Source organism: Nocardia albiluteola (assembly GCF_018860155.1).
Taxonomy (GTDB): domain Bacteria; phylum Actinomycetota; class Actinomycetes; order Mycobacteriales; family Mycobacteriaceae; genus Nocardia; species Nocardia albiluteola.
This window is the reverse complement of sequence record NZ_JAHKNI010000008.1, coordinates 319,315-343,509: the sequence shown is the minus strand read 5'-3', so window position 1 is coordinate 343,509 and position 24,195 is coordinate 319,315. Positions and strand designations below refer to the sequence as shown.

Below are 24,195 nucleotides of genomic sequence, written 5' to 3'. Positions count from 1 at the left end.
GAACGGCGGTGTATGGGTTGGCCGTTGAACTTCCCAGAGCAGACGGAAGAGGGGAGACGCCATGAGCGTCGAATCCGAAGTGCGCCACTATCCTTTCGGCGATCTGGCCGGGCCCGAGATCCATCCGCTCTACGAGCGACTGCGCCGCGAGGAGCCCCTCACCCGCATCCGGCTGCCGTACGGCGGCGACGGCTGGATGGTCACGCGCTACGAGGACGCCAAGTTCGTTCTCAGCGATCCCCGGTTCAGTCGTTCGGTGACCGTCGGCCGGGAGGACATACCGCGCCTCATCCCCGAACCCCCCGAACCGGAGGGTTTGCTGAGCATGGATCCGCCCGAGCACTCCCGATTGCGCAAGCTGGTATCCAAGGCGTTCACCGGACCCCGGGTCGAGCAGTTGCGCCCGCGTGCACAGCAGATCGTCGACGCGCGCCTCGACGCGATCGAGCAGATGGGTGCGCCCGCGGATCTGGTGGAGGAGTTCGCCCTGCCGGTGCCGGTCACCATCATCTGCGAGATGCTCGGCGTCCCCGCAGCGGATCAGCATCGGTTCCGGGACTTCTCCGACGCCTTGCTGTCCACGACCGCGTACACCCGGGAGGAGATCGTCGCGGCCCAGGACGAGCTCGTGGGCTATCTGGCCGAGGTGGTCGCCGAACGGCGCCGGGCCGTGGCCCAGGGCGAGGTCCCGGAGGATTGCGATGATCTGCTGGGCGCACTGGTCGCCGCCCGCGACAACGACGACCGGCTCAGCGAGGCCGAACTCGTCCAGCTGGGCATGACCGTGCTCATCGCCGGCCACGAGACCACCGCCAAGCAGATCTCGAACTTCACCTACCTGCTGCTCACCAGGCCCGACCGATGGCGGCAGCTGCTGGCCGACCCGGAACTGGTGCCCGCCGCGGTCGAAGAGATGCTGCGTTATGTACAGCTCGGCAACGGCGTCGTCTTCCCCCGGGTGGCCACCGAGGATCTCGAGATCGCAGGCGCCACGGTGCGCGCCGGCGAGGCGGTGTTCGTGCACCTGCTGTCCGCCAACCGTGACGAGACGATCTTCCATAACGCTGCCGAGCTGGATCTGGCACGCCCCTCCAACCAGCATGTCACCTTCGGGTACGGCGTCCATCACTGCTTGGGCGCTCAGCTGGCCCGGGTCGAACTACAGGTGGCGATCGGGTCGCTGCTGCGCCGGTTTCCGAACCTGACACTGGCGATTCCCGCCGACGAGGTCCGGTGGCAGACCGGCCTGGTGGTGAGCGGGCCCACATCGCTGCCGGTGCGCTGGTAAACGACCTCAGCGCCGGACCAGTGGCATCGATATGCCCCACCTGATACCCGCTACCCGACCGCAACGCGTCCTCGCCGCCTCCACCTTCGTCTATACCGTGGGCAGCGGCCTGTATCTGACCGCCGGGGTGCTCTATTTCACTCGGGCAGTGCACCTTCCCGCCGGTCAGGTGGGGCTCGGTCTCACCATCGCCGGATTCGTCTCGCTCGCTCTCGGCATCGGCGTCGGCCGCCTCGCTGACCGATACGGAGCACGCGGCATCTCTGCCGCCGCTCTGGTCGTCCAAGCGCTGGCGACGGCCGGTTTCGTGCTGGCGCACAGCTTTTGGCCGTTCGTTCTCGCGGTCGCGACGGCGACCGGGGCGAAAACGGCCGGCTTCGCCGCACGCTCGCCGTTGATCCGGCACTACGGCGGGAACCGGCCGCAGGAGTTCCGCGGCTATCTCCGCGCCGTCTCCAATACCGGTATCACGATCGGCGCGTTGCTCGCGGGCTGGACGGTCCAGGTGGGCACCGAATCCGCTTACCACCTCATGGTTTTCGGCAACGCCGCCTCCTTCGCGGCCTCCGCTGTCGTCCTCGCCGCACTTCCCGCGGTGAGTCCCCAGCCAACCGAAAGCGGCCCGCGCTGGATCGCACTGAAGGACTGGCCCTACCTCCTGATCACCGCACTCGACGGCATCATGGCCATCCAGTTCAAGGTGCTCACCGTGGCCGTCCCACTCTGGTTGGTCGCCGCCACCACAGCGCCGCGCTGGCTGATCTCCGGCGCCATCCTGCTCAACACCGTCCTGGTCATCGCGCTACAAGTGCCCACCAGCCGCAACATCGACTCCGCCACCGCCGGCGCACGCGCCTACCGGCGCGCCGGCGTGGCGTTCTTCGCCTCCTGCGCGCTGATCTCACTCGCCACCGGGATCCCGGCCTGGGCCGCGGTGACGCTGCTGCTGACCGGGGTTCTGGTGCACACAGTGGGCGAACTGTGGCACGCCGCCGCCGGCTTCGAGGTGTCCTTCGCCCTGGCCCCCCACCACGCCACCGGCCAGTACCTCGGCGTGTTCGGCCTCGGCGCCGGCCTGTCCGAGGCCATCGGACCGATCCTGCTCATCTCACTCTGTATCACCTGGGGCCGACCCGGGTGGTACGTCGTCGGAGCGATATTCGTCCTCACCGGCCTTGCCGCACCGCTAGCCGTCCGATGGGCGGAGCGCCGGAGTACCGCTCAGCAGCGCCTCGCCCCTGGCCCAGTCCACGGGTGAGGTGCCGACCACCTGATCCGCACTCTCGTCTCGGTATGCAACGCCATGATCGCCGGCGGTCTGGACCCGGGGACCGTGCGAGAAGGCTGGAACCTGCTCGCCCGGCCGCCGAGGCGACCTCGCTGGCCGGATTCAGTATTCGGGCAGGTCGGTCGAAGTAGAAGTCCGGTGGTGGTGATCTCGTCGAGTAGCCGGGGCGTCTGCCATCCGTCGCCGATGAAGTGCTCCCGCAGCATCTTTCGCAGTCCGGCCGCGTCGTACTGCTCGATATCGAGTCCGGCGAGACTCTTGGTGAACATCACACGGGTCGCCGAACTCCCGGCGAAGTCGCATACGCGCCGGTCCGGCCCGCCGGAGTAGAACGTTTCCCAGCGGTCGTGGCCCAAGAAGCGTCGACGAAATCCATTCCGCGGATTCCGGTTTCGGCGGCGCGCACCTGTTCGAGCAGGCCCATCCTCGCCACGACGTCCAGGGCTTTGCCGTGTACGTCGATCGCTTGGCCTCCGGTGCGCATCGTCTCGGATCGCTCCACCACGGTCGGTGTAAACCCACAGCTTCGCCATTTCGTCGCGCTGGCTGAGCTGGGTAGCTTCACTGCCACCGCCCGGCGTGAGCACATCGTGCAGTCCGGGCTGTCCAACTCTGTGCAGGCGCTCAAGCATGAGGTGAGCGCGGAACTCTATGTGCGAGGTAGTCGACCCATCCGGCTGACGCCCGCGGGTTAGGCCCTGGTGGAACCGGCTCGCCGCACGCTGCGCTCCGCGCAGACAGCCGTCGAGACTGTGCACGACATCCAGCAGGTGGTCACCGGTGAACTGCGTATCGGTGTCGTCCGATCCGCCCAGCACCTCGTCCGAGTCATCGGCAGGCACGGAGCGCGATCAGGACCGCGCGCCAGCTATCAAACCTCCGGGGCACCCCATGTTGTCGCGAAGCGGTCGGCACGCGGTGTCGGCCAGTACGCAGAAACGACGAAAGCCGTTGCGTAGCAACGGCTTTCGTTTCACTCTGTGTCCGGAGGGGGACTTGAACCCCCACGTCCGTTAATAGGACACTAGCACCTCAAGCTAGCGCGTCTGCCATTCCGCCACCCGGACCGGTGGTGCTCAGCAAGATTAACGTGTCCGTCCGCCTGGACCAAATCGCGGGGATTTTCCCAGGTCGCGGGGCGGGTTGGGGTTGCTGAGCGCCTCCGGGAATCAGTTGCTGATTGCCTCGAGCAGGGCGGCGCGCTGGCGCGAGCCGAGGCCGCCGATGCGGCGATCGGCGGGGATCTCCGCCTCGTCCATCAGCTTGGCCGCCTTGACCGGCCCGATACCCGGCAGCGCCTTGATGACGGCGGCCACCTTCGTCTTTTTGACCAGGTCTTCCTTGTCGGCGCGCTTGAGCACCTCGGACAGCGAGACCGAGCCCTTGCGGATCTGCTCGATCAGCTCCGACCGCGCCTTGCGGACGGCGGCCGCCTTCGCCAGCGCCTCGGAGCGTTGCTCGGCCGTCATGGTGGGAAGAGCCATGTCTACTACCTTTCACTCGTTCGCTGGAACTGCAACGGCACCGATTGAACATCACCGAACGGCGGTCGGTGTAACGACACACCGCGAGGACAGGCGGGGTAAAGCGTGCGCGAGCGCCGTCGCGAACGGCGTATGCGGGCGATTTGCCACGTCTAGGGGCGGCGGATCTTCGCCGGACCGCGTCGTCGGTGATTCGGATCTTAGTAGCGTCCGCAAGAGTGCGCCACGAGCCGAGACCTGCCGCAGAGGTCCCGCATCCTGCGGCGGACGGGCGGGAATGCCGAATTTACAGGCCGAGCCCGGCGACGAGCACCGGCCAGGACTTGATGAACGCGTCGTTCCAGTACCCCCAGGAGTGGGTCCCGGTGGGGGTGTAGTCGTAGGTGGCGGGAATGCCGAGCTGGTCCAGCCGCGACTGCAGGTTGTGGGTACAGGCGTTGACGCCCGCCTCGATGAGCCCGCCCAGCACGATCTCGTTGGCCAGCGTGCCGGGGGTGTGGCCGGCGCCGTAGGAGAGGAAGGGACTATCGAGGGTGTCGTGCTTGCCGGGCAGCCCGCTGCCGGCGGAGATGAACAGCCGGGTCCCGCGCAGCTGCTCGGCGTGCAGGTACGGGTCGTTGGCGGCCCACAGCGGGCTGCCGGGCGGGCCCCACATGTTGTCCGGATCGCCGTGACCCCACGTGGAGATCTCGGTCTGGACCACGCGCTGTCCGAGCGGATCGCTGGTCTGGGCGCAGCCGCTGTAGGAGGCGATGCCGCGATACAGACCGGGTTTGTGGATGGCCAGCGCCAGTACCGACTCCCCGGCCATCGACAATCCCGCGATCGCGTTGCGACCGTTGTCGCCCAGGGCCGCATCGACCAGCGGCGGCAGCTCCTCGGTGAAGAACGTGGTCCACTTGTTGCGGCCCAGTACCGGATCGTCCCGGAGCCAGTCGGTGTAGGCGCTCCAGGCGCCGCCCATCGGCTGCACGATATTGGCGTTCTTGTCGTTCAGGAACCCCATGACGTAGGTCATCGTGGACCAGCTGTCGCCGTCGGTGCCGCCGCCGGATCCGTTGAGCAGGTACAGGACCGGGCGCGGCACGGAGGTGTCCGCGGGTCGCTGTACATCCACGTCGACGTCCTTGCGCATCGCCGCCGAATGCACGTGCAGGACCAGATGGCGCTTGTCCTGCACGGTGAGCCCGGTGATCGCCGAACCGTCCGCCGCGGTCGCCGCGGCGAGCACGTGTCCGGAGGAGATGATCGGATCAACCGGCGCGGCAACGGATTCCGTGATGCCGGTGACACCCGCCAGCGTCGAGGTGATGGTGGCGACGACGGCGAGCGCGGCCGCGCGCATCGCGTATCTGGTTGTCAACTCGGCAATCTCCGTACAACAGCGATGGATTCGATGCCGCCGCGGCGGCGCACCCACTTTCGCACACTTTCCTGAGACCGCTCGCGCGCCGGTGTCCCCGCGGGCAGGTGGTGCGCACGGGCGGCAAGTGTGCCTCGGATGCAAGAGCGCACGGGCTGCCGTGGGCGCGGACGCGCAATCGCGAATCCGATGGGTGGACAAATGTCTATATGGGTGCCCGGCCGGGTCTGTAGGTTGGATTTCGAGACCGTTCGGAAGTGACCGCGCGCCCGGTTCGGCGCCCGGGAGGCGAGCGGTCCGACCTCGGAGCGACGTGGAAAGGGTTGGCGCGGTGACACAGAGCGCGACCGGATACCGGACCGAATACGACAGGCTGTTCATCGGAGGCTCCTGGGTGGAGCCCGCCTCGGCGGAGGTGATCGAGGTGCGTTCCCCGGCGACGGGGGAGCGGGTGGGGCAGGTGCCACTGGCGGTCGAGGCCGATGTCCGCGCCGCTTGCGCAGCGGCCCGCAACGCCGTGGACGAGGGACCGTGGCCGCGCATGACCCCCGCCGAGCGCGCCGCGGTGCTGGGGAGGGCCGCGGAGCTGCTGACCGAGCGTGCCGACCTGTTCAAGCAGTTGCTGACCCTCGAGACCGGCCAGCCCGCGAGCATCGTCGAGATGATCCAGTACGGGCCGGCGCTGGCGAGCCTGCAGTACTACGCCGGGGCCGCGGACAAGTTCACCTGGCGCGAGATCCGCGACGGCATCTACGGGCAGACCCTGGTGACCCGCGAGCCGGTCGGCGTGGTCGCGGCGATCGTGGCCTGGAACGTGCCGCTGTTCCTGGCGGCCAACAAGCTCGGCCCGGCCCTGCTGGCCGGATGCTCGGTCGTGCTGAAACCCGCTGCGGAGACTCCGCTTTCGGCCAACGCATTCGCCGAGGTATTCGCCGAGGCGGGGCTGCCGGCTGGGGTGCTGTCGGTGGTGCCCGGCGGACCCGAGACCGGCCGCGCCCTGACCGCGGATCCGGAGATCGACAAGTTCAGCTTCACCGGCAGTTCGGCGGTCGGCCGCGAGATCGGCAAGATCGCCGCCGACCGGCTCAAGCCCTGCACCCTGGAGCTGGGCGGCAAGTCCGCGGCCATCATCCTCGACGATGCCGATCTGGACGCCTGCGTGCCCATGCTGCTGTTCTCCGGCGTGATGAACGCGGGGCAGGCCTGCGTCGCCCAGACCCGCATCCTGGCGCCCCGCGAGCACTACGCGGAGGTCGTGGAGAAGATCGCCGCCGCGGCGGCGGCCAGCACCGTGGGCCGCCCGGACGATCCGTCCGCAACGATCGGCCCGCTGATCTCCGAGCGTCAGCGCGACCGCGTGGAGGGCTACATCCGAACGGGTATCGAGGAGGGCGCCCGCCTGGTCACCGGCGGCGGCCGCCCCGAGGGCCTGGACGGCGGATGGTTCGTGCGGCCAACGGTTTTCGCGGACGTGGACAACTCGATGACGATCGCGCAGGAGGAGATCTTCGGCCCGGTGCTGGTCGTGATCCCCTACGACACCGAGGAGGACGCGATCCGCATCGCCAACGACTCGAGCTACGGCCTGGCCGGCAGCGTCTGGACCACCGACAACGAGCGGGCGATGCGGATCGCCGCGCGCATCCGCACCGGCACGTACGCGGTGAACATGTACGCCTTCGACCCCGGCTCGCCGTTCGGCGGGTACAAGAACTCCGGCATCGGCCGCGAGAACGGCCCCGAGGGCATCGAGGCATACTGCCAGTCCAAGAGCCTGCTGCTGCCGTTCGGCTATACGCCGCAGCAGGATTGAGCCGCGCGCGCCGCCCATCGAAAGAGAGGTGGGCGGCGTCGCGGATCGCTCGGAGGGCTAGGCGTACCTCCGCATTCGCTCCGGCCATGCGCGGTTTCGGACGGCTTCGCCGACGGCGCCCATCAGGCGGCGTCGCCGATCGCCTTGTCCAGGATCGAAAGTCCCAGTGACAGTTCGTCTTCGGTGGCAGTGAGCGGCGGGGCAATGCGGAAGACCCCGCCCATGCCCGGCAGCTGCACGATGTTCATGTGCAGCCCCAGCTCGAGGCAGCGCTGGGTGATGCGGGCGCCGAGCTGGTCCGCGCTGTGCCCGGATTCGGGATCGGCGGCGAGCTCCAGACCCATCAGCAGTCCGCGGCCGCGGATATCGCCGACCGCGGTGTGGCGCTCGGCGATTCGGTCGAGCCTGGCGCGCAGGAACGCGCCGAGTACGGCGGCCCGCTCGTCGAGGCGCTCGCGTTGCAGCACGTCGAGCACGGTATTGCCGACGGCGGCGACCAGCGGATCGGAGACGTGCGTGGTCAGGAACAGGAACCCGCGCTCGTGGGCGCGCTGCTCGATCTCGTCGCTGGTCAGGACCGCGGCCAGCGGCAGGCCCGCGCCGAGGGTCTTGGACAGGGTGAGGATGTCGGGCACGATGCCGTCGCGTTCGAAGGCGTACCAGGATCCGGTGCGGCACAGGCCCGTCTGGGCTTCGTCCAGGATCAGCAGCATGCCGCGCTCGCGGCACTTGTCCCGCAGCGCGGCGAAATACCCGGTGGGCGGCTCGATCACGCCGCCGGAGCTCAGGATCGGCTCGACCAGGCAGGCGGCGAGGCTGCCGGTGGACTGGGCATCGATCAGCTCGAATCCGAAGTCGAGCTGGCGCTGCCAGTCGAGTCCCCCTGTGGCGGTGGTGAAGTCGGGACGGTAGGCGTTCGGCACCGGCAGCACGAAGTTGCCGGGGGCGGCCGGGCCGTAGCCCTTGCGCCCGGCGCTGTATGTAGCGCCCGCCGCGCCGAGGGTCATGCCGTGCCAGGAGCGGGAGAACGAGACGATCTCGTGTCCGCCGGTGACCAGCTTGGCCATCCGGATGGCCGCCTCGTTCGCCTCCCCGCCGGTGGTCAGCAGCAGCGCCCTGGTCAGCGGCTCGGGCAGCGTGTCGGCCAGGCGGCGGGCCAGATCCACCACCGGGCGGCTCAGCATGCCGCTGAACAGGTGATCGAGCTCGCCCACCTGTCGCCGCACGGTCGCCACGATCTCCGGATGCGAGTGCCCGAGAATGGCGCTCATCTGCCCGGAGGTGAAATCCAGGATCTTCCGGCCGCTTTCGGTGTGGAGGAAGCTCCCGGAGGCCCGGGCGATCAGCTCGCTGCTGAAACCGCCCGGGGTGTAGCGCACCAGGTGCCGGGACTCGTCCGCGGGCTGGGGATTGTCGGGCATCGAAGCAGACATATCGCCGACGCTACGTGCGGCGGTGCCGTTCCGTCCATGCTTTGCCCGTAGGAGCGGCGCCGGGCCGAATAACCGGTGTCTCGGCGGGAACGGACCGAGTACGGTGCGAACCATGGATCAAGATCGAAATGATATGACACCGCGTCCGTTTCGGTTCGCCGTAGGTTTCGCGACCCCCGCCTCCCGGACCGAGTGGCGCGAGCGGGCGCGACGGGCCGAGGATCTCGGCTACACCGCGGCTCTGGTCGCGGACCACCTCGGCCTGATGTCACCGTTCCCGACCATGGTCGCCCTGGCGGAGGCCACCGAGCGCCTGCACGTCGGCACCATGGTGCTCAATGCCGGGTTCTACCGGCCCGCGTTGCTGGCCCGCGACGTGGCCAGCACGGATCTGCTCACCGACGGGCGATTCGAATTCGGTATCGGCGCCGGACCCGATTTCGCAAAGCCCGAGTTCGAGGCGGCCGGACTGCCGTTCCCGAGCGGCCGGGCGCGCATCGAGTTCCTGCGCGAGACCCTCGGTGAGATCCGGGCCCTGTTCGAGAATGGTCATCAGCCGCCGGTGCAGCGCCGAATTCCGGTGCTGGTGGCGGGAAGTGGAGATCGGCTGGTGCGGGTGGCCGCCGAATACGCCGATACCGTGGCGCTGGCCGGAGTCGCGGTCGATCCCGGCATCGATTCCGAGGAGGCCGGTGTGGCGGCGCTGGCGCGGCGTGTGGAGTTCGTTCGCGAGGCCGCGGGGGAGCGTTTCGCCGAGATCGAGATCGGGTTGACCGTGCAGGGGGTCGACGTCGCCGGTCAGGGCGCGGCCGATCTGTCGATTGCGAGCATGTTCAACCCGCAACTGTCCGAGGCGCAGCTGCGTTGCCTGCCCGGTGTGCTGCACGGGTCGGCGGCCGAAATCGCCGATACGCTCCGGCATTACCGCGACGCGTACTCCGTCACCCACTATTCGGTGCCCTCGTCCCAGCTCGACGCTTTCGCGCAGGTGATCGAAGAGCTTCGGTGATCGTCGCGGTATCCAGGGTGGAGATTTCTCCACCCTGAGGACGTGAAAGATCCGCCCGTCGGCGCAGGATCGGCGGCGTCGCGGCTCCTACCGTTGGGGACAGTCGATCAGCGCGGTGCCGAAACCCCGGTGCGGCACCCGCTTTCCAGTCCCCGAGAGGTGGAGATCCGCCATGAGCGGTGCGTTGCAAATTGTCCTGATTATCGCGGCGGTCGGATACATCCTGGTCCGGCGGATGATCGGGGAGCAGGCCGAGGCGCGGCGGATGCTGATCCTGCCCGCGGTGCTGGTGATCATTGGGTTCTCGGACGTGTCCAAGGACGTGAAAACGCCTGCGGCCGTGGGGATTCTGATGGCGACCGCGGTAATCAGCGTGGCGATCGGCGCCCTGCGCGGCGCATCGGTTCGGATCTCGACACGCGAGGGTGTGGCCTTCGTGCAGTACACCGCGCTGACGGTGATCCTGTGGGTGGCGAACGTGGTGATCAAGTTCGGGGCCAATGCGGGCCTGCGGATCATCGACCCGCATGATAGTGCGGCACTGAGCAACAGCCTGATGCTGACGCTCGGCGCGGGCATGCTGTTCGAGGGACTGATCGTGCTGGCCCGGGCTTTGCGCGCCGACCACCGGGTCGTGTGGCAGGCCGGTAAAGACGGTGCGCCGCACCGGATGTCGCCCTTCCTGGACGACATCCAGCGCAACTTTCGTGACCGCCGGTGAATCGCGGGAGCCCCGGACTCCAACGGCAGGGCGCTTCAAAAACGGGCGTCCACGGCCGGTTCGCGGGAGTCCTGTCCGCCCTCCCCGGGCGCTGCCGAGGCGGCCGCGGCGACGACACTGAGTGCCTCCGTCAGTGCGAGAGCCGGGTCGACGGGAGCCTGCACCGCGCGCCAGGCGATGTAACCGTCGGGCCGGACGAGGGTCGCACCGGCCGCACCGAGGCCGTACGCGGCCGGGAATGCCTGCGGCTCAACCACTGTCACCTCTCCGCCGATCCGGACGAAGCACACCGGGATGCCGAGCTCGGCCGACGCCGAGACTGCCGGGGCGGCCCAGCGCTCGTCCTGGGACATCAGTACCCAGCCGGGTTGGAACAGATCCAGCGTGGAGTGGGTCTGCCCATCGAGGAGGATCTCGAGGTGCGGGGCGCGAGTGCCCGGCTGGCCGGTCCACTGCGAGGGCGTGCGCGCGGGTGGTAGGTCGTCGCCGGCGCCTATGACCGCCGCCGACCGGTACAGCTGGCCCAGCTCGATGGCGGCGTCGTCGAGAACCTGAACCGCGGAGTCGGGGGTTTTCAGGTACGCCTTGTAGTCCGCGCGGGCGAAGAGCTGGTCGTGGCGCAGGTTCGCGATCGGGCGGCGCTCGGCGTCGTAGGTGTCCAGCAGTTCGGGGCCGGACCGCCCCGCCAACACCGCCGCCAGCTTCCAGGCCAGGTTGTGCGCGTCATCGATGCCGGTGTTGGCGCCGAAACCGCCGCGGTTGGGCGGCAATTGGTGTGCGGCGTCCCCGGCCAGGAACACCCGGCCGGCGGAGAAGCGCGCGGCGATCAGGGCGGCGAGCTCCCAGCGGCCGGTGGTGACGATCTCGACCGGGACGTCGTCGCGCCCGATGGCCCGGCGCACCGCCCGGAACTCCTCCTCGGCGGACCGCTCGACATCGTCGCCGAGCATCAGCACCCACCGCCCGTCCGAATAAGTGGTGAGGAAGGCCTGAAAATCGGGCTGCTCGATCTCGAACTGCACGACGCCCTTCTCGAGGTATGCCTCCAGCGCCGGTGCGGTGAACAGGATGCTGCGCTGCACCGAGAGCAGTCCCGCGCCGTGTCGGGCGATACCAAGTGCCTCGCGGATCGGGCTGGTCGCGCCGTCCGCGGCCACCACATACCGTGCGCGCAGCCGATATTCGTGGCCGTCCGCACGGCGGCGCAGGGTGGCGGTTACCCCGTCGGCGTCCTGGGCGAGGTCGAGCACCTCGGTGCCCGTCCGCAGGTCCGCGCCGAGCTGACGAGCCCGCTCGCGCAGGATCGGCTCGAGCGCGTCCTGAGCAATGGCCGTGGCGTGCACGGGCGATTCCTCGGAGCCATAGGAGCCGCCCTTCCCGCCGGGCGTCCACGGGTACTCCTCGAGCCAGGCGCCGGCCAGGCTCTCCACACGGGCTCGCCGGGGCGGCTTGATGTTCTGCATCGAGGCGGGCAGTTCGACCCCGGTTGCTCTGAAGTGCTCGAGGGTGCGGGTGGTGTAGCCGATGGCTCGTGGGTGCAGTGAGCTGCCGAGGTGCTTCTCCGCGAGCACAACGGGCACGCCATGCCAGGACAGGAAGACCGCGGCGGACAGGCCGACGAGGCTGCCGCCGACTATCAGGACCGGAGTCGTTTCGGTGGTGGGCATGATGAACTCTCCGTGCGGTCGATGGGTAATAGGGCAACGGAAGATGATGGGGGAGTGGGCATTCGAGGAGTGCGGCCATCGAGGAGTAGGCGGCGTTCGCGCCAGGGCTCGGGCCGGTACCCGGAATGAAACGAGTGCCCGGCGATGCGCTAGGTCTGCGGGTCCGTGCGCGGTGTGGCGAGGATTCCGTTCAGCAGCACGTCGAATGCCCAGTCGACCCGGTCCTGTCCGGTGCCGGTGAACAATTCCCGGCCCAGCGCGGTGACGCGCGGGTAACGATCGGGTGGGGCGTTGTCGACGGCGGCAACCAGCGCGTTGAACTGGCCCGCGGCTGCGTCCGGATCCTCACCCTCACTCGTGTGCTCGGCCCCGGTCGCGGTGGCAGATTGCATGAGCAGGTCCACGGCCCACGATGCCCGCCGATCGTCGATTCCGGCCTGATGCAACAGCGCCAGCAGCGCCTCGATCAGATCCAGATATCGCGGACCGGACGGGCGGGTGAGCAGCGCAGAGTGCGCGAGCGGGGGATGGGCGAGCAGCACGCCCAGGTACGAGCGCAGCACCAGCCGCATCCGGTTCTGCCAATCGCCCTCAGCCGCAACGGGATCCAGGTCGACGTCGGCGAGCAGTTCGTCCAGGACCGCCGCGCGCAGCTCGGCCGCGTCGCGGACGTAGACGTACAGCGACGCGGCCCCGGTGTCGAGCTCGGTGGCCAGCCGCCGCATCGTCACCTTGTCCAGCCCCTCGGCGTGCATGACACGCACCGCCGCATCCACGATGCCCTGCCGGGTCAGTGCGGGTTTTGCGGGGCGATCCCGGCGACTCCGAATCTCTCGTTCCCTGTCTCCCATGCTCTCAGCTTAACGAACATGTTCGTTGCGAACAAGTACGTGACGAACATGTTCGTCACACTGGCGCGATTGCGCCGCATGGTCATGTCTTGCAGTGGCGGACGCGGCGTTTGCGCATAGGGTGAGTCCCGTAACGGCGGGTGTCGCCGGAGTCGACCGGAGGGAGTTCGGGTGCGCCGCATGCTGATCGCGCTGTCCATGATTGCCGCGGTGGTGTTGACCCTGTCGGTCGCGGCCTGTTCCGCGCAGGGGAATGCGCCGAGTGCCCAGGCTCCCGCGTCGGCCGAGGGCACCGTGAAGGTGCAGGCCGGGACCGGCACCGAGCGATTCCCGGTCCCGATGGTCGCGGTGGGCATCAGCGCATGCTCCGCGAGCGCGGTCCTGGCCACGCTGACCACCGGGCACGACGGCGCCGCGACGCGGAGCTTCCCCGTCGGGTGCTACCGCGCCACGGTCACCTCGGTGCCGGACGGTTGTCAGGCCGACGCCGTGGCGAACACCCAGGTCGATGTGAAGCCTGCGGGCACGGCCACGGCGAACTTCCTCATTCACTGCGCCTGATCGTCCCCCGCCTCGGCGAGGGAGGGGAACAGTCGAATTCGCGAGGCGCGCTGGGGGATCGGCGCATCTCGTGGCTGACTGGTGCGGGGTAGGGGCCGCGCGGCTTCCGTGCGCGTAGTGCCGGCACGGCGAAGACGGCATCGATTCGGATTCTCGATCGGTTCGCCCTCATCCGCGGACTGCTGTTTTGGAAAATATAAATATCCTTATCGACCTATGCGCATCTATATATGAGTCCGCCATTAGGCGTGTCAAGCCAAGAACCAACAAAGACAGCAAGGAAGGGAAGGGGATCATCTGACGTCGCCACGGTGGTCCTGCGACACCCGGCGCACGGAGGGAGCACCGCGCGCCGGTGGTTACCAGTGGTCTGCCTACGATCGAGCAATGAGAGCGCTGCGATTCGATCGGTTCGGTTCCCTCGATGCGCTGGCGCTGCTCGATGTGGACGTGCCCGCGGTGCGCTCGGGTGAGGTGCTGGTGCGGGTGCATGCGGCGGGGGTGAATCCGAGCGATGTGAAGAATGTGCTGGGCGGGTTCCCGTACACCACGGTGCCGCGGACGCCGGGGCGGGATGTGGCGGGGGAGGTGGTCGACGGTCCGAGGGCGCTGATCGGGCGGCGGGTGTGGGCCAGCGGGCGGGAGCTGGGGTTTCTGCGTGACGGTACGCATGCGGAGTATGTTGCGGCACCCGCGGACGGGGTGACGCGTATGCCGGAGAAGCTCACCTTCGCCGAGGCGGCATCGGTTCCGGTGCCGTACGTGACCGCGCTGGAGGCCCTGGATCGCGGCGGCGTGCGTGCCGGAACTGCGCTCGTGGTGATCGGTTTCGGGGCGGTGGGGTCCGCAGCGCATGCGCTGGCCACCGCGCGCGGCGCCCGGGTGGCGGTGGGGGTGCGGCGCGCGGAGCAGGCGGCCGAATTGGTGCGCGACGGGGTGGATGCGTTCGCCTTCACCGATCCCGAGGGGTTCGCGGCGGGGGTGCGGGAGCGCTGTGCCGAGGGCGCCGAGGTGGTCTTCGACAGCACCGGATTCCATTTGCCCGCAACGGTTCCCGTGCTTGCGCCAGGTGGTCGCATCGTGGTGATCGCCGCCCCGGCGGACGGGCACGAGCGGGTTCCGGTGCGCGAGCTGTACCGGCGCGGTGGGTCGCTGATCGGCGTGAACTCGTTGCTGCACGACACGGTCGCGACGGCCGCGGCGCTGGAGACGCTGACCGGGTTGTTCGAGTCCGGTGCGCTGGCCGTGCCCACCGGGATCGAGCTGCGCTCGCTGGACAGGGCGGTGGCGACATATTTCGACCTTGCCGCCGGCGTGCCGGCGAAATTCGTGCTGACGCCGACGGATCGGATCTGAGCGATCGACGGGTGGCTCGAGGCCGCCGCGCGGTCGGCGACACGCGCGAAGAAATCGGCGACCGGGAATGCCAGATCATCTCAGGTTTTTCTAAGAACTATCGTGAATTCGGGCAAATAGGTCGACGAAAGGACGGTGATAGTGATTAGCGAATCATTCGCCGTGTTTGGTTGGCGGTCTATTGTCGGCCACGCCGTGGGCTCGATGCCCTCGCAGTTGTTCGGTCGGTTGAGTCCGTGAAAGTGGATGTGCGCCTGTGTATCAGGAGAAGAGCCGGTCGCGTGAGGGCTGCCCGGACGTGAGTGGTGGCGAGTAGTGAGTCGGACATCGGCCGTAATTGCAGAAGGTTTGCCACATGATGGCATGCGATTATATGCATCAATAACGACTTGCCGGCCATAGGAATCACTGCCCGTCCCGCGGCCACGTGATGCCTGTGATCAGGGGTGTATCTATCCGCCTCGACTACCGCAAACGGCCTTCCATCGCCTACCTTCGATGACCGTGAGTGAAGTAACACCGGCGCGGCCGGACGTCTCTCTCGGCTCGACGCCCTCCACCCCGCCGGTTTCCGCCCGGAGACGTGGTCGGTGGCCCGGGTGGAGATACGGCCCGCTACGGCGGGTGCGCGCGGGGCATGTGCGACAGCACCTGGGCGCGGTCGTGATGGCGGTGCTGACCGCCACCATCACGCTCGCCTTCGCGCCGCCGATGCACGCCTCGGCCGCCGCGACCGATCCGCGGTCGGAGAACGCGGTGGCGCGCGCGGCGGTGGCCGACCTGATCGGCCCGCATCCGTGGTCGGTGGCGTTGCCGAGCGATTTCGCCGCGGGCGCGGGATATCAGCCGATCGTGGAGCGCGGGCTGCTGGTGGATCCGCTGGGTGAGTGCTCCTCGCCGATCCAATTGCCAGCGGAATTCAAGACGGCGTGCCGGGCGCACGATCTGGGATATGACGTGCTGCGCTATGCCGAGCGGCGGCACGCGCCGCTGGGGGCGTGGGGGCGGCAGGCGATCGATGCGGTCTTCCAGCAGCGCATCCATGCCGCGTGCCAGGTTCGCTCGAACACGATGTCCGAGACCGGGTGCGAGGTGATGGCGACGATCGCCACCACCGGTGTGGATCTGAATTCGCGTCGGCAGAACTACGCGACACCGGAGCCGGAGTACATGTTCGGTATGCGGTTGTCGGGCAAGCACATCGACGCTCAGTTGTGGCATATGGGCGGGCCCGCCGCGCTGGGGGTGATCGCGGCGTTGGTGATGGCCACGGTGCTGGCGGTGGTGTGGCGTCGCCGGGTGCGGAGGGCGGTTCGATGAACGGGATGCGGGCGATGACGCGGCTGCGGCCCCGGGTGGGCACGATGCTGGCGGTGACGGCCGCGACGGTGTTGTCGTTGCTGCCGGCTGTGCTGCCGCGCACCTCGGCGACGCAGGCGGTGCTGACGGGCGTGCTGGGCGCGATGGCGATCGGTATCGCCGGTGTGCTGCGGACCGTGCTGCGGCGGCGCGGTTTCGATCTGGAGGAGCGCTGGGGCACGCATCGGGTGCCGGTGATGCTGGTGTGTGGTTTCGCGCTGGCGGCCGCGACAGTGAACGCCACGCACTGGCAGAGTGGGCTGCGGGCGGCGATGTCGATGGCTCCGGTGGGTCCGGAGTACTGGTTGCGCGCGGCGGTGGGCGCCGCCATTGCGGGTGGGCTGCTGGTGTGGGTTTTCCGCGGCGTGCGCGGGCTGCTGCGGCTGCTCACCGGTAGCGGTCGACGGGCGAACGTGACCGTCCTGCCGGAGTCGCTCCCCGATGCGGTGGATGTGGAGCGGCCGGAGGAGTTGGCGGCGTCGGGTGTGCACGGGTCCGTCTAGTCGATGACGGGGCCGGCGCACGGCCTCGTTGTGTCGGGGTGTTCGGCTACCCTCGGGCGAGTGTCCGAATCGAAGTATGTCCTCGTCACCGGCGCGGGAACCGGCCTCGGCCGCGCGATCACGGCCGCATTGACCGCCGCGGGCCATCATGTCCTGGCGGTCGGCCGCACCCCGGCCACTCTGGAGGCTGCCGTCGCGGCCGCGCCGGGGCCGGGTAGCGCCACGGCGTGGGTGACGGACGTGACCGATCCCGAGGCGGTGCGAACGCTGTTCGGCGAGGTCGAAAACCGTTGGGGCCGACTGGATGTGCTGATCAACAACGCCGGGTTGTTCGGGGCCTCCCAGCCGGTCGAGGAGGTCTCGGTGCGGGATTGGCAGCGGGTGATCGATACGAATCTGACCGGTTCGTTCCTGTGCGCGCGGGCGGCGTTCGGGTTGATGAAGCGCCAGCTGCCCGGCGGCGGGCGGATCATCAACAACGGTTCGATCTCCGCGCATGTGCCGCGGCCGAACGCGGTGGCGTACACCGCGAGCAAGCATGCGGTGAAGGGGCTGACGAAGGCGCTGGCTCTCGAGGGCCGTGCGCACAACATTGCGGTGGGTCAGATCGATATCGGCAATGCGGCCACCGAGCTGACCGCCGGAATCGCCGCGGGCGCATTGCAGGCGGACGGGAGTGTGCGGCCCGAGCCCACCATCGATGCCTCGCATGTGGCCGCGATGATCGTGCAGACGATCGCGCTGCCATCGGAGGTCAATGTGCCGTTCCTGACGGTGATGGCTAACGGCATGCCGTACATGGGCCGGGGCTGAGCCGCGGTTCCCGTGCCGAGGTGTCGGGGATTGCCGGGTTATCGCCGATGAGATGGCCGTGGTTCCCGACCGGCCGCGATCGGGAGGACCGCTTTCGCACCGGTAAATCGCCATCAGTCGGACGTGGGGCGCTGGAAATCAGCGATATGGTCGGAGACCCACTGCCGGTAGTCGCGAGGAGATTCGCCCACGAACTCCGCTGCCGACACCTACGAGGGTGGCCGGCGTGCACTGCTCGCCGGCGGGTCGGGTAACGAGTGATGATCGCGGTCGGCGTGCAGGTTTCAGACCGGTACCAGGTCGGCCAGGCCGGACAGCGGTCCCGGCAGGCCCGCGAGATGGGTCTTGATGCCGGTGGCGACGGGGTTGGGTGTTTCGGCGCGCAGCCGGTCGAGTTCGGTCTGCATGGTGGTGACCGTCTGCTGGTAGCAGGCGTCGACGGTGTCGGGGTTCTCGGGATCGCCGGGTTCGGTGGACCAGTGCAGCGGCGGCAGGAAGCTGACCTTCACCGAGGCCGGCAGCGGCACCTGCGGCAGGATGGGGGCCACGCCGAAGGGGACGCCGAGGGTGTAGGGAAAGACCTTGGCGCGCACCAGTTTATCCAGGCCCAGGAGCCGGGCGGTGCGTTCGCCGCGGCTGAGCACGAAGATCGCGTCGTGGCCGCCGTTGGCGACCGCGGGGATGACGGGGATGCCGTGTTCGAGGGCGAGGCGGATGAAGCCCTTGCGTCCGGCGAAGTCGATTCTGCCGCGGTCGGTCCAGGGGCGGCAGGCCTCCCAGTCGCCGCCGGGGTAGACCATGACCGCGCCGCCGTCCTTGATCGCGGCGGTGGCCGCGTCGCGGCAGGCGGGCAGGACGCCGACCGAGCGCAGGCTGTCGCCGAGAATCGGTGTGCGCAAAAGGATGTCGTGTGCGACGCCGCAGCTGGGCTCGCCGGGGCGGTGCTCGATCATCGACATGTAGGTGATCCACGCCTCGGGGGCCCAGTAGATGGAGGAATGGTTGCCGATGACCAGCGCGGGGCCGGAGGTCGGCAGGTTCTGCAGGCCGGTCACCCGGGGGGTGAAGTAGTTCATGTACGCCCGCGCGACGGAGAAGAGGGGATGGTCGAGGTCCGGGATCGGCAGGGGGGTGCTCATGGGAGGGGTTCCTGTTCTGCTTCGATGGCGCGCAGGTGGGACGCGTGCGCTGCCCGGGCCGGATCCTCTCCCTGGCGTGCGCGCCGGTTCTCCCCGTTGTCGTTCTTGCCGGCGTTGCTGCCGGCCCCTGTGGATTTCGGCGTCGCAGATACGCCAGTGATCATCGAGCGACACTGAAATGCCCTCGGTCACATCCCCGTTGATAGCCCCGATGGGCCGCGTATGCGGTCCGGTCCGGCGGGCGTGTCGCGATCTTCGTCGACCGCACCCGCACTGTCCTCCTGCAAAAACGACGGTAGCAGGCAAGCGCTTGTTAGGTGGGGACTGTGTGCTATCCCACTCTGTAGCAGCACAGGCGAGGCCAGTTGGCGAATCTCTGGCGTACCTGCCACGAGGGCGTACCTGCCACGAGGTAGAGGGGACCGGTAGTAATCGCCGAAGTCCATGAAATCAAGGAAGTCGCGGAGTCGACCCTGAGGAACGCTGTCATATCTCCGATTCCTGGTCCAGGAACGTCGGCCACCACGTTCTGGTATTCAGTGCGGGCGGATCGAGGGCCATCATGCTCTCGACGATTGAGCCCACGGCCGAGCTCACGCTCTCTTCGTTGGGTTCGGCCAGCTCCCACAAATCGCGATAGAATCTGCCGACGAACACCACGAAGAGCCCAAGATTCGAGTTGGCCAGGAAGGCCTCGGTCGAGTCGTCGAAGAGGCAGAACATTTCGTCGCTGCCCGAGTCCACGGCGAAACGGAAGTCGTCGGGTAGGCCGTTGATCACAGGGACGTATTCCCGGTCTCCCACCTGCTTGGAGCCGAGGACGCTGCCGTCAGGCAGCGGGGTGAAGGGTGCGACTTCCACGGTGGGCAGACCCACGGTGGTGAGGAAATCGCGGGTCGGCGCGGACAGACCAGGATGCACCTGTTCCGGTAGCAGTGCCTCGAGGTGATCTCCCCAAATCGCCGTGACAGAGTTGATGAGATCGTCGTTCAACCAGCTCATTAGGCGCAACTCCCCATCGGCGTTCGTAGGTTCGCTGACCACAGTTAAGTGCTTGATCCGAGACCACTGTCCCCACAGGCGGGAACGGTCCCTCCTATTCGGCCTGCCCGGCAGCGGTCAAACACACCCGAGCCACGGCAGTTGGATTTTCGGCGATTACTGCCGGAACCCCTCGGGGGTGGGGCGGACCAGCCCGTGTTGATGGGCATACACCACCGCGTGGATCCGGTCGCGCACACCGAGTTTGGCCAGGATCCGGGACACGTGCGTCTTCACGGTCTCCTCTCCGACGCACAGGGCCGCGGCGATTTCGCTGTTGCTGCGGGCGTCGGCGAGCAGCAGCAGCACCTCGTGCTCGCGGGCGGTGAGGGCGGCGAGTTCGGGCGGTTCGGGGGCGGTGGTGAGGGTTCGGGCGAAGCGGCCGGCCAGGCGGCGGGTCATGGACGGATCGATGATCGCGTCTCCGCGCGCGGCGATGCGGACCGCGGCGATGAGTTCCTCCGGGGGCAGGGTCTTGAGCAGGAATCCGCTGGCTCCGGCCTGCAGCGCGCGGGCCAGGCTGGTCTCGCTGTCGTAGGTGGTCAGTACCAGTACCCGGGTGCCGCCGGCGGCGACGATGGCCTCGGTGGCGGCCAGGCCGTCGAGTTTGGGCATGCGCACGTCCAGGATCGCGACGTCGGGGTGGAGCCGGGCGGCCTCGGCGACCGCGCTGCGTCCGTCGCCGACGTCGGCGACGCACTCGGTGTCGGGATGGGCCTCGACGACCGCACGCAGGCCGGAGCGGAACATGCTGTGGTCGTCGGCGATCAGGACGCGGATCGGGGTGCTCATCGGCGGTGGTGCTCGTCGGCGGTCCGGAGGTGGGCGGGGATGTTCACAGTCCTCCGATGGGGATGGAAACGGTTATGCGCCAGCGGCTCTCGGATTCGATGCGATCCGGGGCGTGGCTGGTGGGTGTGGCGGCGGGGATGATGCCGTATTCGACGGTGCCGGTGAATAATTCGGCGCGGCGGCGGATGCCGTCGAGGCCGCGATGCAGGGAGTTGCCGGTATCGGCGTGCGCGGCAACGGGGTTGGTGCCGGTGATGATCACGAGATCTGCGCGTTTGTCCAGTTGGAGGTGTGCGCTGCCGTTGCCGTGGCGCAATGCGTTGGTGAGCATTTCCTGCACGATCCGGTAGACGGTGACGTCGAGCGATTCGGGCAGTGCGGTGTCGGGGCCGGGGGTGTGCAGCTCGAGTTCCAGTCCGGCTTCGCGGACGTGCGCGGCGAGTTCCTCGATGTCGGCCAGTCCGGGCTGGCGGCGGCCGGCCTCGTCGCGTCCGTGCAGCAGATCGAGTTGGCGGCGCAGGTCCACCATCGCCGCGCGGCTGCTGGCCTCGATCGCCGCCAGGGAGCGGGTGGCGGGGTCGAGGGCGTCGCCGGAGCCGGTGGCGAGTGCCAGTCGTGCGGCGCCGGCGTGGATTCCGATGGCGCTGACGTGGTGGGAGATCACGTCGTGCAGGTCGCGGGCGATGGCCTCACGCTCGTCGGACAGGGCGCGGTCGAGGGCGGCGCGCTGTTCCTGGCGGCGCAGGTGCTCGCGTTGTTCGAGTTCGGCGGTGTAGGCGCCGCGGGCGGTGGTGTAGCGGCCCACCATCCAGGGCAGGACGCCGGTGGAGACCGCGGCGATGGTCAGCAGTCGCGGGTCGTGGGCGTGTGGTCCGGCGGCGATGAGCATCGAGCCCACCGCTCCCGCGCCCAGCAGCGGGACGATGATCAGCGAGGCGCGCCCGGACAGCCATGCGCCGGCGCGGTAGCCCGCGATCAGAAAGCCCATGTCGCCCAGGCGTACCGGCAGGTCGTGATCGTGCAGCAGCGCGGTGGCGGCCAGCCGCAGGATCACCTGTGCGACGGCGACGAATCCGGCGGTGGCGGGCGGTGCGGCGAACGCCAGGTCCGCCCCGACGATGGGCACCGCGAGCGCGATCGCGGGCAGCGGTGCGACGGGGAAGATGCCGGACAGGGCGAAGGTCACGATGTCGATCAGGGCGGTGGCCACCGCGACCAGGATGGACTGGCGCGCGAGGGATCGCAGCACGGCGGTGAGGTCGCGGTCCTGCGCCGAACCGACGTCGTGGACCGAGGCGAACAGGTGCGGGAGCCGCCACTCCCGGCCCGTCCACCGGTCGGCACGGCGTCCTCGGGCCGGGTTGGAAAGCACGTCACGGACGATACCCGCAGGCCACGGCGGGATCGTCCCGCGCGCGGGGGATGGGGGATCCCCCGCGCGGACCACGGGTGGCCGGCGCGTCCGGGCAGGCCTCGGCGGATTCGCCGGCGGGCCGGCGGCAAGGAACGACGCGGTGCGGCCGCTCCCGTTCGCGGCGGATTCGCCGGAGGCGTGAATGGCGGTGCGCGGTACAGGAATCCGGCGAGCATGGCGTGCATGCCGCTGTGCAACGCCGTACGGATGTGGCGCCTGGATGTGGTGGCGCGGGGGTGAATGGTTCTGCGCGAGTTGCGGGCAATCGGTGGCGTATGGGTGTGGCAGTGGTAGGAAGGTGAACGTGTCAGCAACCGGCGAAGCAACCCCGTCCGAAGCCCCGTCGCGTGCGGTATCGGAGGTGGTGGATCTGGTCAGTGCGCTGATCCGGTTCGACACCTCCAACACCGGCGATCTGGCCACCACGAAGGGGGAGCGCGAGTGTGCGCAGTGGGTGGCCGATCAGCTGCATCGTGCGGGGTACACCACCGAGTACGTGGAATCGGGTGCGCCGGGCCGGGGGAATGTGTTCGCGCGGTTGGCTGGAGCGGATTCGAGCCGGGGCGCGTTGATGATTCACGGGCATCTGGATGTGGTGCCGGCCGAGGCGTCGGACTGGAGTGTGCACCCGTTCTCCGGTGCGGTGCGCGACGGTTACGTGTGGGGTCGCGGTGCGATCGATATGAAGGACATGGTCGGCATGATGCTGGCCGTGGCGCGCCAGTTCAAGATCGAGGGCACGGTGCCGCCGCGGGATCTGGTGTTCGCGTTCCTGGCCGATGAAGAGAACGGCGGGCGGTGGGGTTCGCAGTGGCTGGTGGACAACCGGCCGGATCTGTTCGAGGGCGTCACCGAGGCGGTCGGGGAGGTCGGCGGGTTCTCGCTGACGGTGCCGCGCCGCGACGGCACCGAGCGGCGGCTGTATCTGGTGGAGACCGCGGAGAAGGGGCTGGGCTGGATGCGCTTGCGCGCCAAGGCTCGCGCCGGGCACGGGTCGTTCCTGCACGAGGACAACGCGGTCACGATTCTGGCGCAGGCGGTGGCGCGGCTGGGCACGCACACCTTCCCGCTGGTGCTGTCGGAGTCGGTGACCGAGTTCCTGGCGGCGGTCTCGGAGGAGACCGGGATCGAATTCGATCCGGCCGGGCCCGATATCGAGGGGCAGCTGGCCAAGCTGGGCACCATTTCCCGCATCATCGGCGCCACGCTGCGCGATACGGCCAATCCGACGATGCTGCAGGCCGGGTACAAGGCGAATGTCATTCCGCAGACCGCGGAGGCGGTGGTGGACTGCCGGGTGGTGCCGGGCCGTCAGGCCGCGTTCGAGCGCGAGGTCGACGAGCTGATCGGCCCGGGCGTGGAACGGGAGTGGATCACCAAACTCGATTCCTACGAAACGACTTTCGACGGCGATCTGGTCGATGCGATGAACGCCGCGATCCTGGCGCACGACCCGGACGGGCGCACGGTGCCGTATATGCTGTCCGGTGGCACCGATGCGAAGGCGTTCGCGCGCTTGGGAATTCGCTGTTTCGGGTTCGCGCCGCTGCGCCTGCCGCCGGAGCTGGACTTCTCGGCGCTGTTCCACGGCGTGGACGAGCGGGTTCCGGTGGATGCGCTGGAATTCGGCGCCAAGGTCCTGGAACACTTCCTGCTCAACAGCTGATGATCCCGCCACTCCCGAAAGGACTCCTGTCGTGCCCGACTACTCGTACAACCCGTACGCCGCGCTGCCGAAGCTGCCCGACTTCCTGGTGACCTCCACCGATATCGCCGACGGCGAGAGTTTCGGGCTGAACCAGGCCAGCGGGAAATTCGAGGTTCCCGGTGGCAGGGACATCTCCCCGCAGCTGTCATGGTCCGGATTCCCCGCCGAGACAAAGAGTTTCGCGGTGACCGTCTATGATCCCGACGCCCCGACCGCGTCGGGGTTCTGGCACTGGGCCGTGGCCGATATCCCGGCCGCGGTCACCGGCCTGGATTCGGGTGCGGGAAGTGACGGCGGCACGCTCCCGGCGGGGGCGGTCGCGCTGCGCAACGACGGCGGATTCGCCGGATTCGTCGGCGCGGCACCCCCGGCCGGACACGGCCACCACCGGTACTTCATCACCGTGCACGCGGTGGACGTGGAATCGCTGGGTATCGGCGCGGACGCGACTCCGGCCTACCTGGGATTCAACCTGTTCTTCCACTCGATCGCCCGCGCCCAGCTGGTAGCGACGTTCGAGGTGCTCTGAACTCCCCGTTCCGACACAATCCCTGATTGCCGTCCCGGGTGAAATGCCTTGGACGGCAATGGG

22 protein-coding genes and 1 tRNA gene are annotated in these 24,195 nt (G+C 68.6%); 13 read left to right on the top strand and 10 right to left on the bottom strand.

Annotated features, from left to right (window positions below):
- Positions 1-61: 61 nt before the first annotated feature.
- From KO481_RS25000 to KO481_RS44865, 3 genes are all read left to right on the top strand, one after another.
- Positions 62-1,288 carry a cytochrome P450 gene (locus tag KO481_RS25000; RefSeq protein WP_215920188.1) on the top strand — a complete coding sequence of 409 codons (1,227 nt, stop codon included), beginning with the start codon at positions 62-64 and terminating at the stop codon, positions 1,286-1,288.
- A 31-nt stretch (positions 1,289-1,319) separates the two neighbouring features.
- On the top strand, positions 1,320-2,546 hold the full coding sequence (locus KO481_RS24995) for an MFS transporter (RefSeq protein ID WP_215920186.1): 1,227 nt from the start codon (positions 1,320-1,322) through the stop codon (positions 2,544-2,546).
- A gap of 221 nt (positions 2,547-2,767) precedes the next feature.
- Positions 2,768-3,271, top strand: a complete 504-nt coding sequence (locus KO481_RS44865) for a helix-turn-helix domain-containing protein (protein WP_372452119.1) — start codon at positions 2,768-2,770, stop codon at positions 3,269-3,271.
- A gap of 286 nt (positions 3,272-3,557) precedes the next feature.
- Here the strand turns inward: KO481_RS44865 and KO481_RS24985 are convergent.
- The 3 genes from KO481_RS24985 to KO481_RS24975 all read right to left on the bottom strand — a co-directional run bounded on the left by KO481_RS24985 (position 3,558) and on the right by KO481_RS24975 (position 5,405).
- Positions 3,558-3,643: transfer RNA gene (locus KO481_RS24985), tRNA-Leu, on the bottom strand.
- 102 nt (positions 3,644-3,745) lie between these two features.
- Positions 3,746-4,060, bottom strand: coding sequence for an integration host factor, actinobacterial type (gene mihF, locus KO481_RS24980; RefSeq protein WP_215920182.1), 315 nt, complete (start codon positions 4,058-4,060; stop codon positions 3,746-3,748).
- A gap of 286 nt (positions 4,061-4,346) precedes the next feature.
- Positions 4,347-5,405, bottom strand: coding sequence for an alpha/beta hydrolase (locus KO481_RS24975; protein ID WP_215920417.1), 1,059 nt, complete (start codon positions 5,403-5,405; stop codon positions 4,347-4,349).
- 349 nt (positions 5,406-5,754) lie between these two features.
- Here KO481_RS24975 and KO481_RS24970 point away from each other — a divergent pair, with 349 nt between their 5' ends.
- Positions 5,755-7,236, top strand: a complete 1,482-nt coding sequence (locus tag KO481_RS24970) for an aldehyde dehydrogenase (protein WP_215920180.1) — start codon at positions 5,755-5,757, stop codon at positions 7,234-7,236.
- 122 nt (positions 7,237-7,358) lie between these two features.
- Here the strand turns inward: KO481_RS24970 and KO481_RS24965 are convergent, their stop codons facing one another.
- Positions 7,359-8,669 carry an aspartate aminotransferase family protein gene (locus tag KO481_RS24965; RefSeq protein WP_245401444.1) on the bottom strand — a complete coding sequence of 437 codons (1,311 nt, stop codon included), beginning with the start codon at positions 8,667-8,669 and terminating at the stop codon, positions 7,359-7,361.
- A gap of 112 nt (positions 8,670-8,781) precedes the next feature.
- Between KO481_RS24965 and KO481_RS24960 the strand changes: the two genes are divergently transcribed.
- Positions 8,782-9,678, top strand: a complete 897-nt coding sequence (locus KO481_RS24960; RefSeq protein ID WP_245401443.1) for a TIGR03621 family F420-dependent LLM class oxidoreductase — start codon at positions 8,782-8,784, stop codon at positions 9,676-9,678.
- 172 nt (positions 9,679-9,850) lie between these two features.
- Positions 9,851-10,399 carry a hypothetical protein gene (locus KO481_RS24955; RefSeq protein ID WP_215920178.1) on the top strand — a complete coding sequence of 183 codons (549 nt, stop codon included), beginning with the start codon at positions 9,851-9,853 and terminating at the stop codon, positions 10,397-10,399.
- 35 nt (positions 10,400-10,434) lie between these two features.
- On the opposite strand, the gene KO481_RS24950 is transcribed toward KO481_RS24955, so the two are convergent.
- Positions 10,435-12,066: an FAD-dependent oxidoreductase gene (locus KO481_RS24950; protein WP_215920175.1), complete on the bottom strand. Its 1,632-nt coding sequence runs from the start codon at positions 12,064-12,066 to the stop codon at positions 10,435-10,437.
- A gap of 149 nt (positions 12,067-12,215) precedes the next feature.
- The gene (locus KO481_RS24945; protein ID WP_215920173.1) at positions 12,216-12,917 is read right to left on the bottom strand and encodes a TetR/AcrR family transcriptional regulator; all 702 of its coding nucleotides are present in this window, start codon (positions 12,915-12,917) and stop codon (positions 12,216-12,218) included.
- A gap of 171 nt (positions 12,918-13,088) precedes the next feature.
- Between KO481_RS24945 and KO481_RS24940 the strand changes: the two genes are divergently transcribed.
- From KO481_RS24940 to KO481_RS24920, 5 genes are all read left to right on the top strand, one after another.
- Positions 13,089-13,478, top strand: coding sequence for a hypothetical protein (locus tag KO481_RS24940; protein WP_215920171.1), 390 nt, complete (start codon positions 13,089-13,091; stop codon positions 13,476-13,478).
- A 387-nt stretch (positions 13,479-13,865) separates the two neighbouring features.
- Positions 13,866-14,834, top strand: coding sequence for a quinone oxidoreductase family protein (locus KO481_RS24935; RefSeq protein ID WP_215920169.1), 969 nt, complete (start codon positions 13,866-13,868; stop codon positions 14,832-14,834).
- Positions 14,835-15,473: 639 nt separating this feature from the next.
- Positions 15,474-16,154 carry a hypothetical protein gene (locus KO481_RS24930; protein ID WP_215920159.1) on the top strand — a complete coding sequence of 227 codons (681 nt, stop codon included), beginning with the start codon at positions 15,474-15,476 and terminating at the stop codon, positions 16,152-16,154.
- Positions 16,151-16,696 (top strand): alpha/beta-hydrolase N-terminal domain-containing protein, encoded by a 546-nt coding sequence (locus KO481_RS24925; protein WP_215920157.1) that lies wholly within the window; start codon positions 16,151-16,153, stop codon positions 16,694-16,696. The genes KO481_RS24930 and KO481_RS24925 overlap by 4 nt, the downstream gene beginning before the upstream one ends.
- Before the next feature lie 60 nt (positions 16,697-16,756).
- On the top strand, positions 16,757-17,509 hold the full coding sequence (locus KO481_RS24920) for an SDR family oxidoreductase (RefSeq protein ID WP_308166772.1): 753 nt from the start codon (positions 16,757-16,759) through the stop codon (positions 17,507-17,509).
- 284 nt (positions 17,510-17,793) lie between these two features.
- Here the strand turns inward: KO481_RS24920 and KO481_RS24915 are convergent, their stop codons facing one another.
- The 4 genes from KO481_RS24915 to KO481_RS24900 all read right to left on the bottom strand — a co-directional run bounded on the left by KO481_RS24915 (position 17,794) and on the right by KO481_RS24900 (position 21,853).
- A complete protein-coding gene (locus tag KO481_RS24915) occupies positions 17,794-18,648 on the bottom strand; it encodes a lysophospholipid acyltransferase family protein (RefSeq protein ID WP_215920152.1) in 855 nt (284 codons plus the stop codon).
- 486 nt (positions 18,649-19,134) lie between these two features.
- Positions 19,135-19,650 (bottom strand): SUKH-4 family immunity protein, encoded by a 516-nt coding sequence (locus KO481_RS24910; RefSeq protein WP_215920147.1) that lies wholly within the window; start codon positions 19,648-19,650, stop codon positions 19,135-19,137.
- Between the two features lie 156 nt (positions 19,651-19,806).
- The gene (locus KO481_RS24905; RefSeq protein WP_215920145.1) at positions 19,807-20,481 is read right to left on the bottom strand and encodes a response regulator; all 675 of its coding nucleotides are present in this window, start codon (positions 20,479-20,481) and stop codon (positions 19,807-19,809) included.
- A gap of 43 nt (positions 20,482-20,524) precedes the next feature.
- A complete protein-coding gene (locus tag KO481_RS24900) occupies positions 20,525-21,853 on the bottom strand; it encodes a sensor histidine kinase (RefSeq protein WP_308166771.1) in 1,329 nt (442 codons plus the stop codon).
- A 346-nt stretch (positions 21,854-22,199) separates the two neighbouring features.
- Between KO481_RS24900 and KO481_RS24895 the strand changes: the two genes are divergently transcribed.
- Both KO481_RS24895 and KO481_RS24890 read left to right on the top strand, forming a co-directional pair.
- A complete protein-coding gene (locus KO481_RS24895) occupies positions 22,200-23,561 on the top strand; it encodes a M20/M25/M40 family metallo-hydrolase (protein ID WP_215920138.1) in 1,362 nt (453 codons plus the stop codon).
- 31 nt (positions 23,562-23,592) lie between these two features.
- Complete coding sequence (locus tag KO481_RS24890; RefSeq protein WP_308166770.1) at positions 23,593-24,132, top strand: YbhB/YbcL family Raf kinase inhibitor-like protein; 540 nt, start codon at positions 23,593-23,595, stop codon at positions 24,130-24,132.
- Positions 24,133-24,195: the final 63 nt, after the last annotated feature.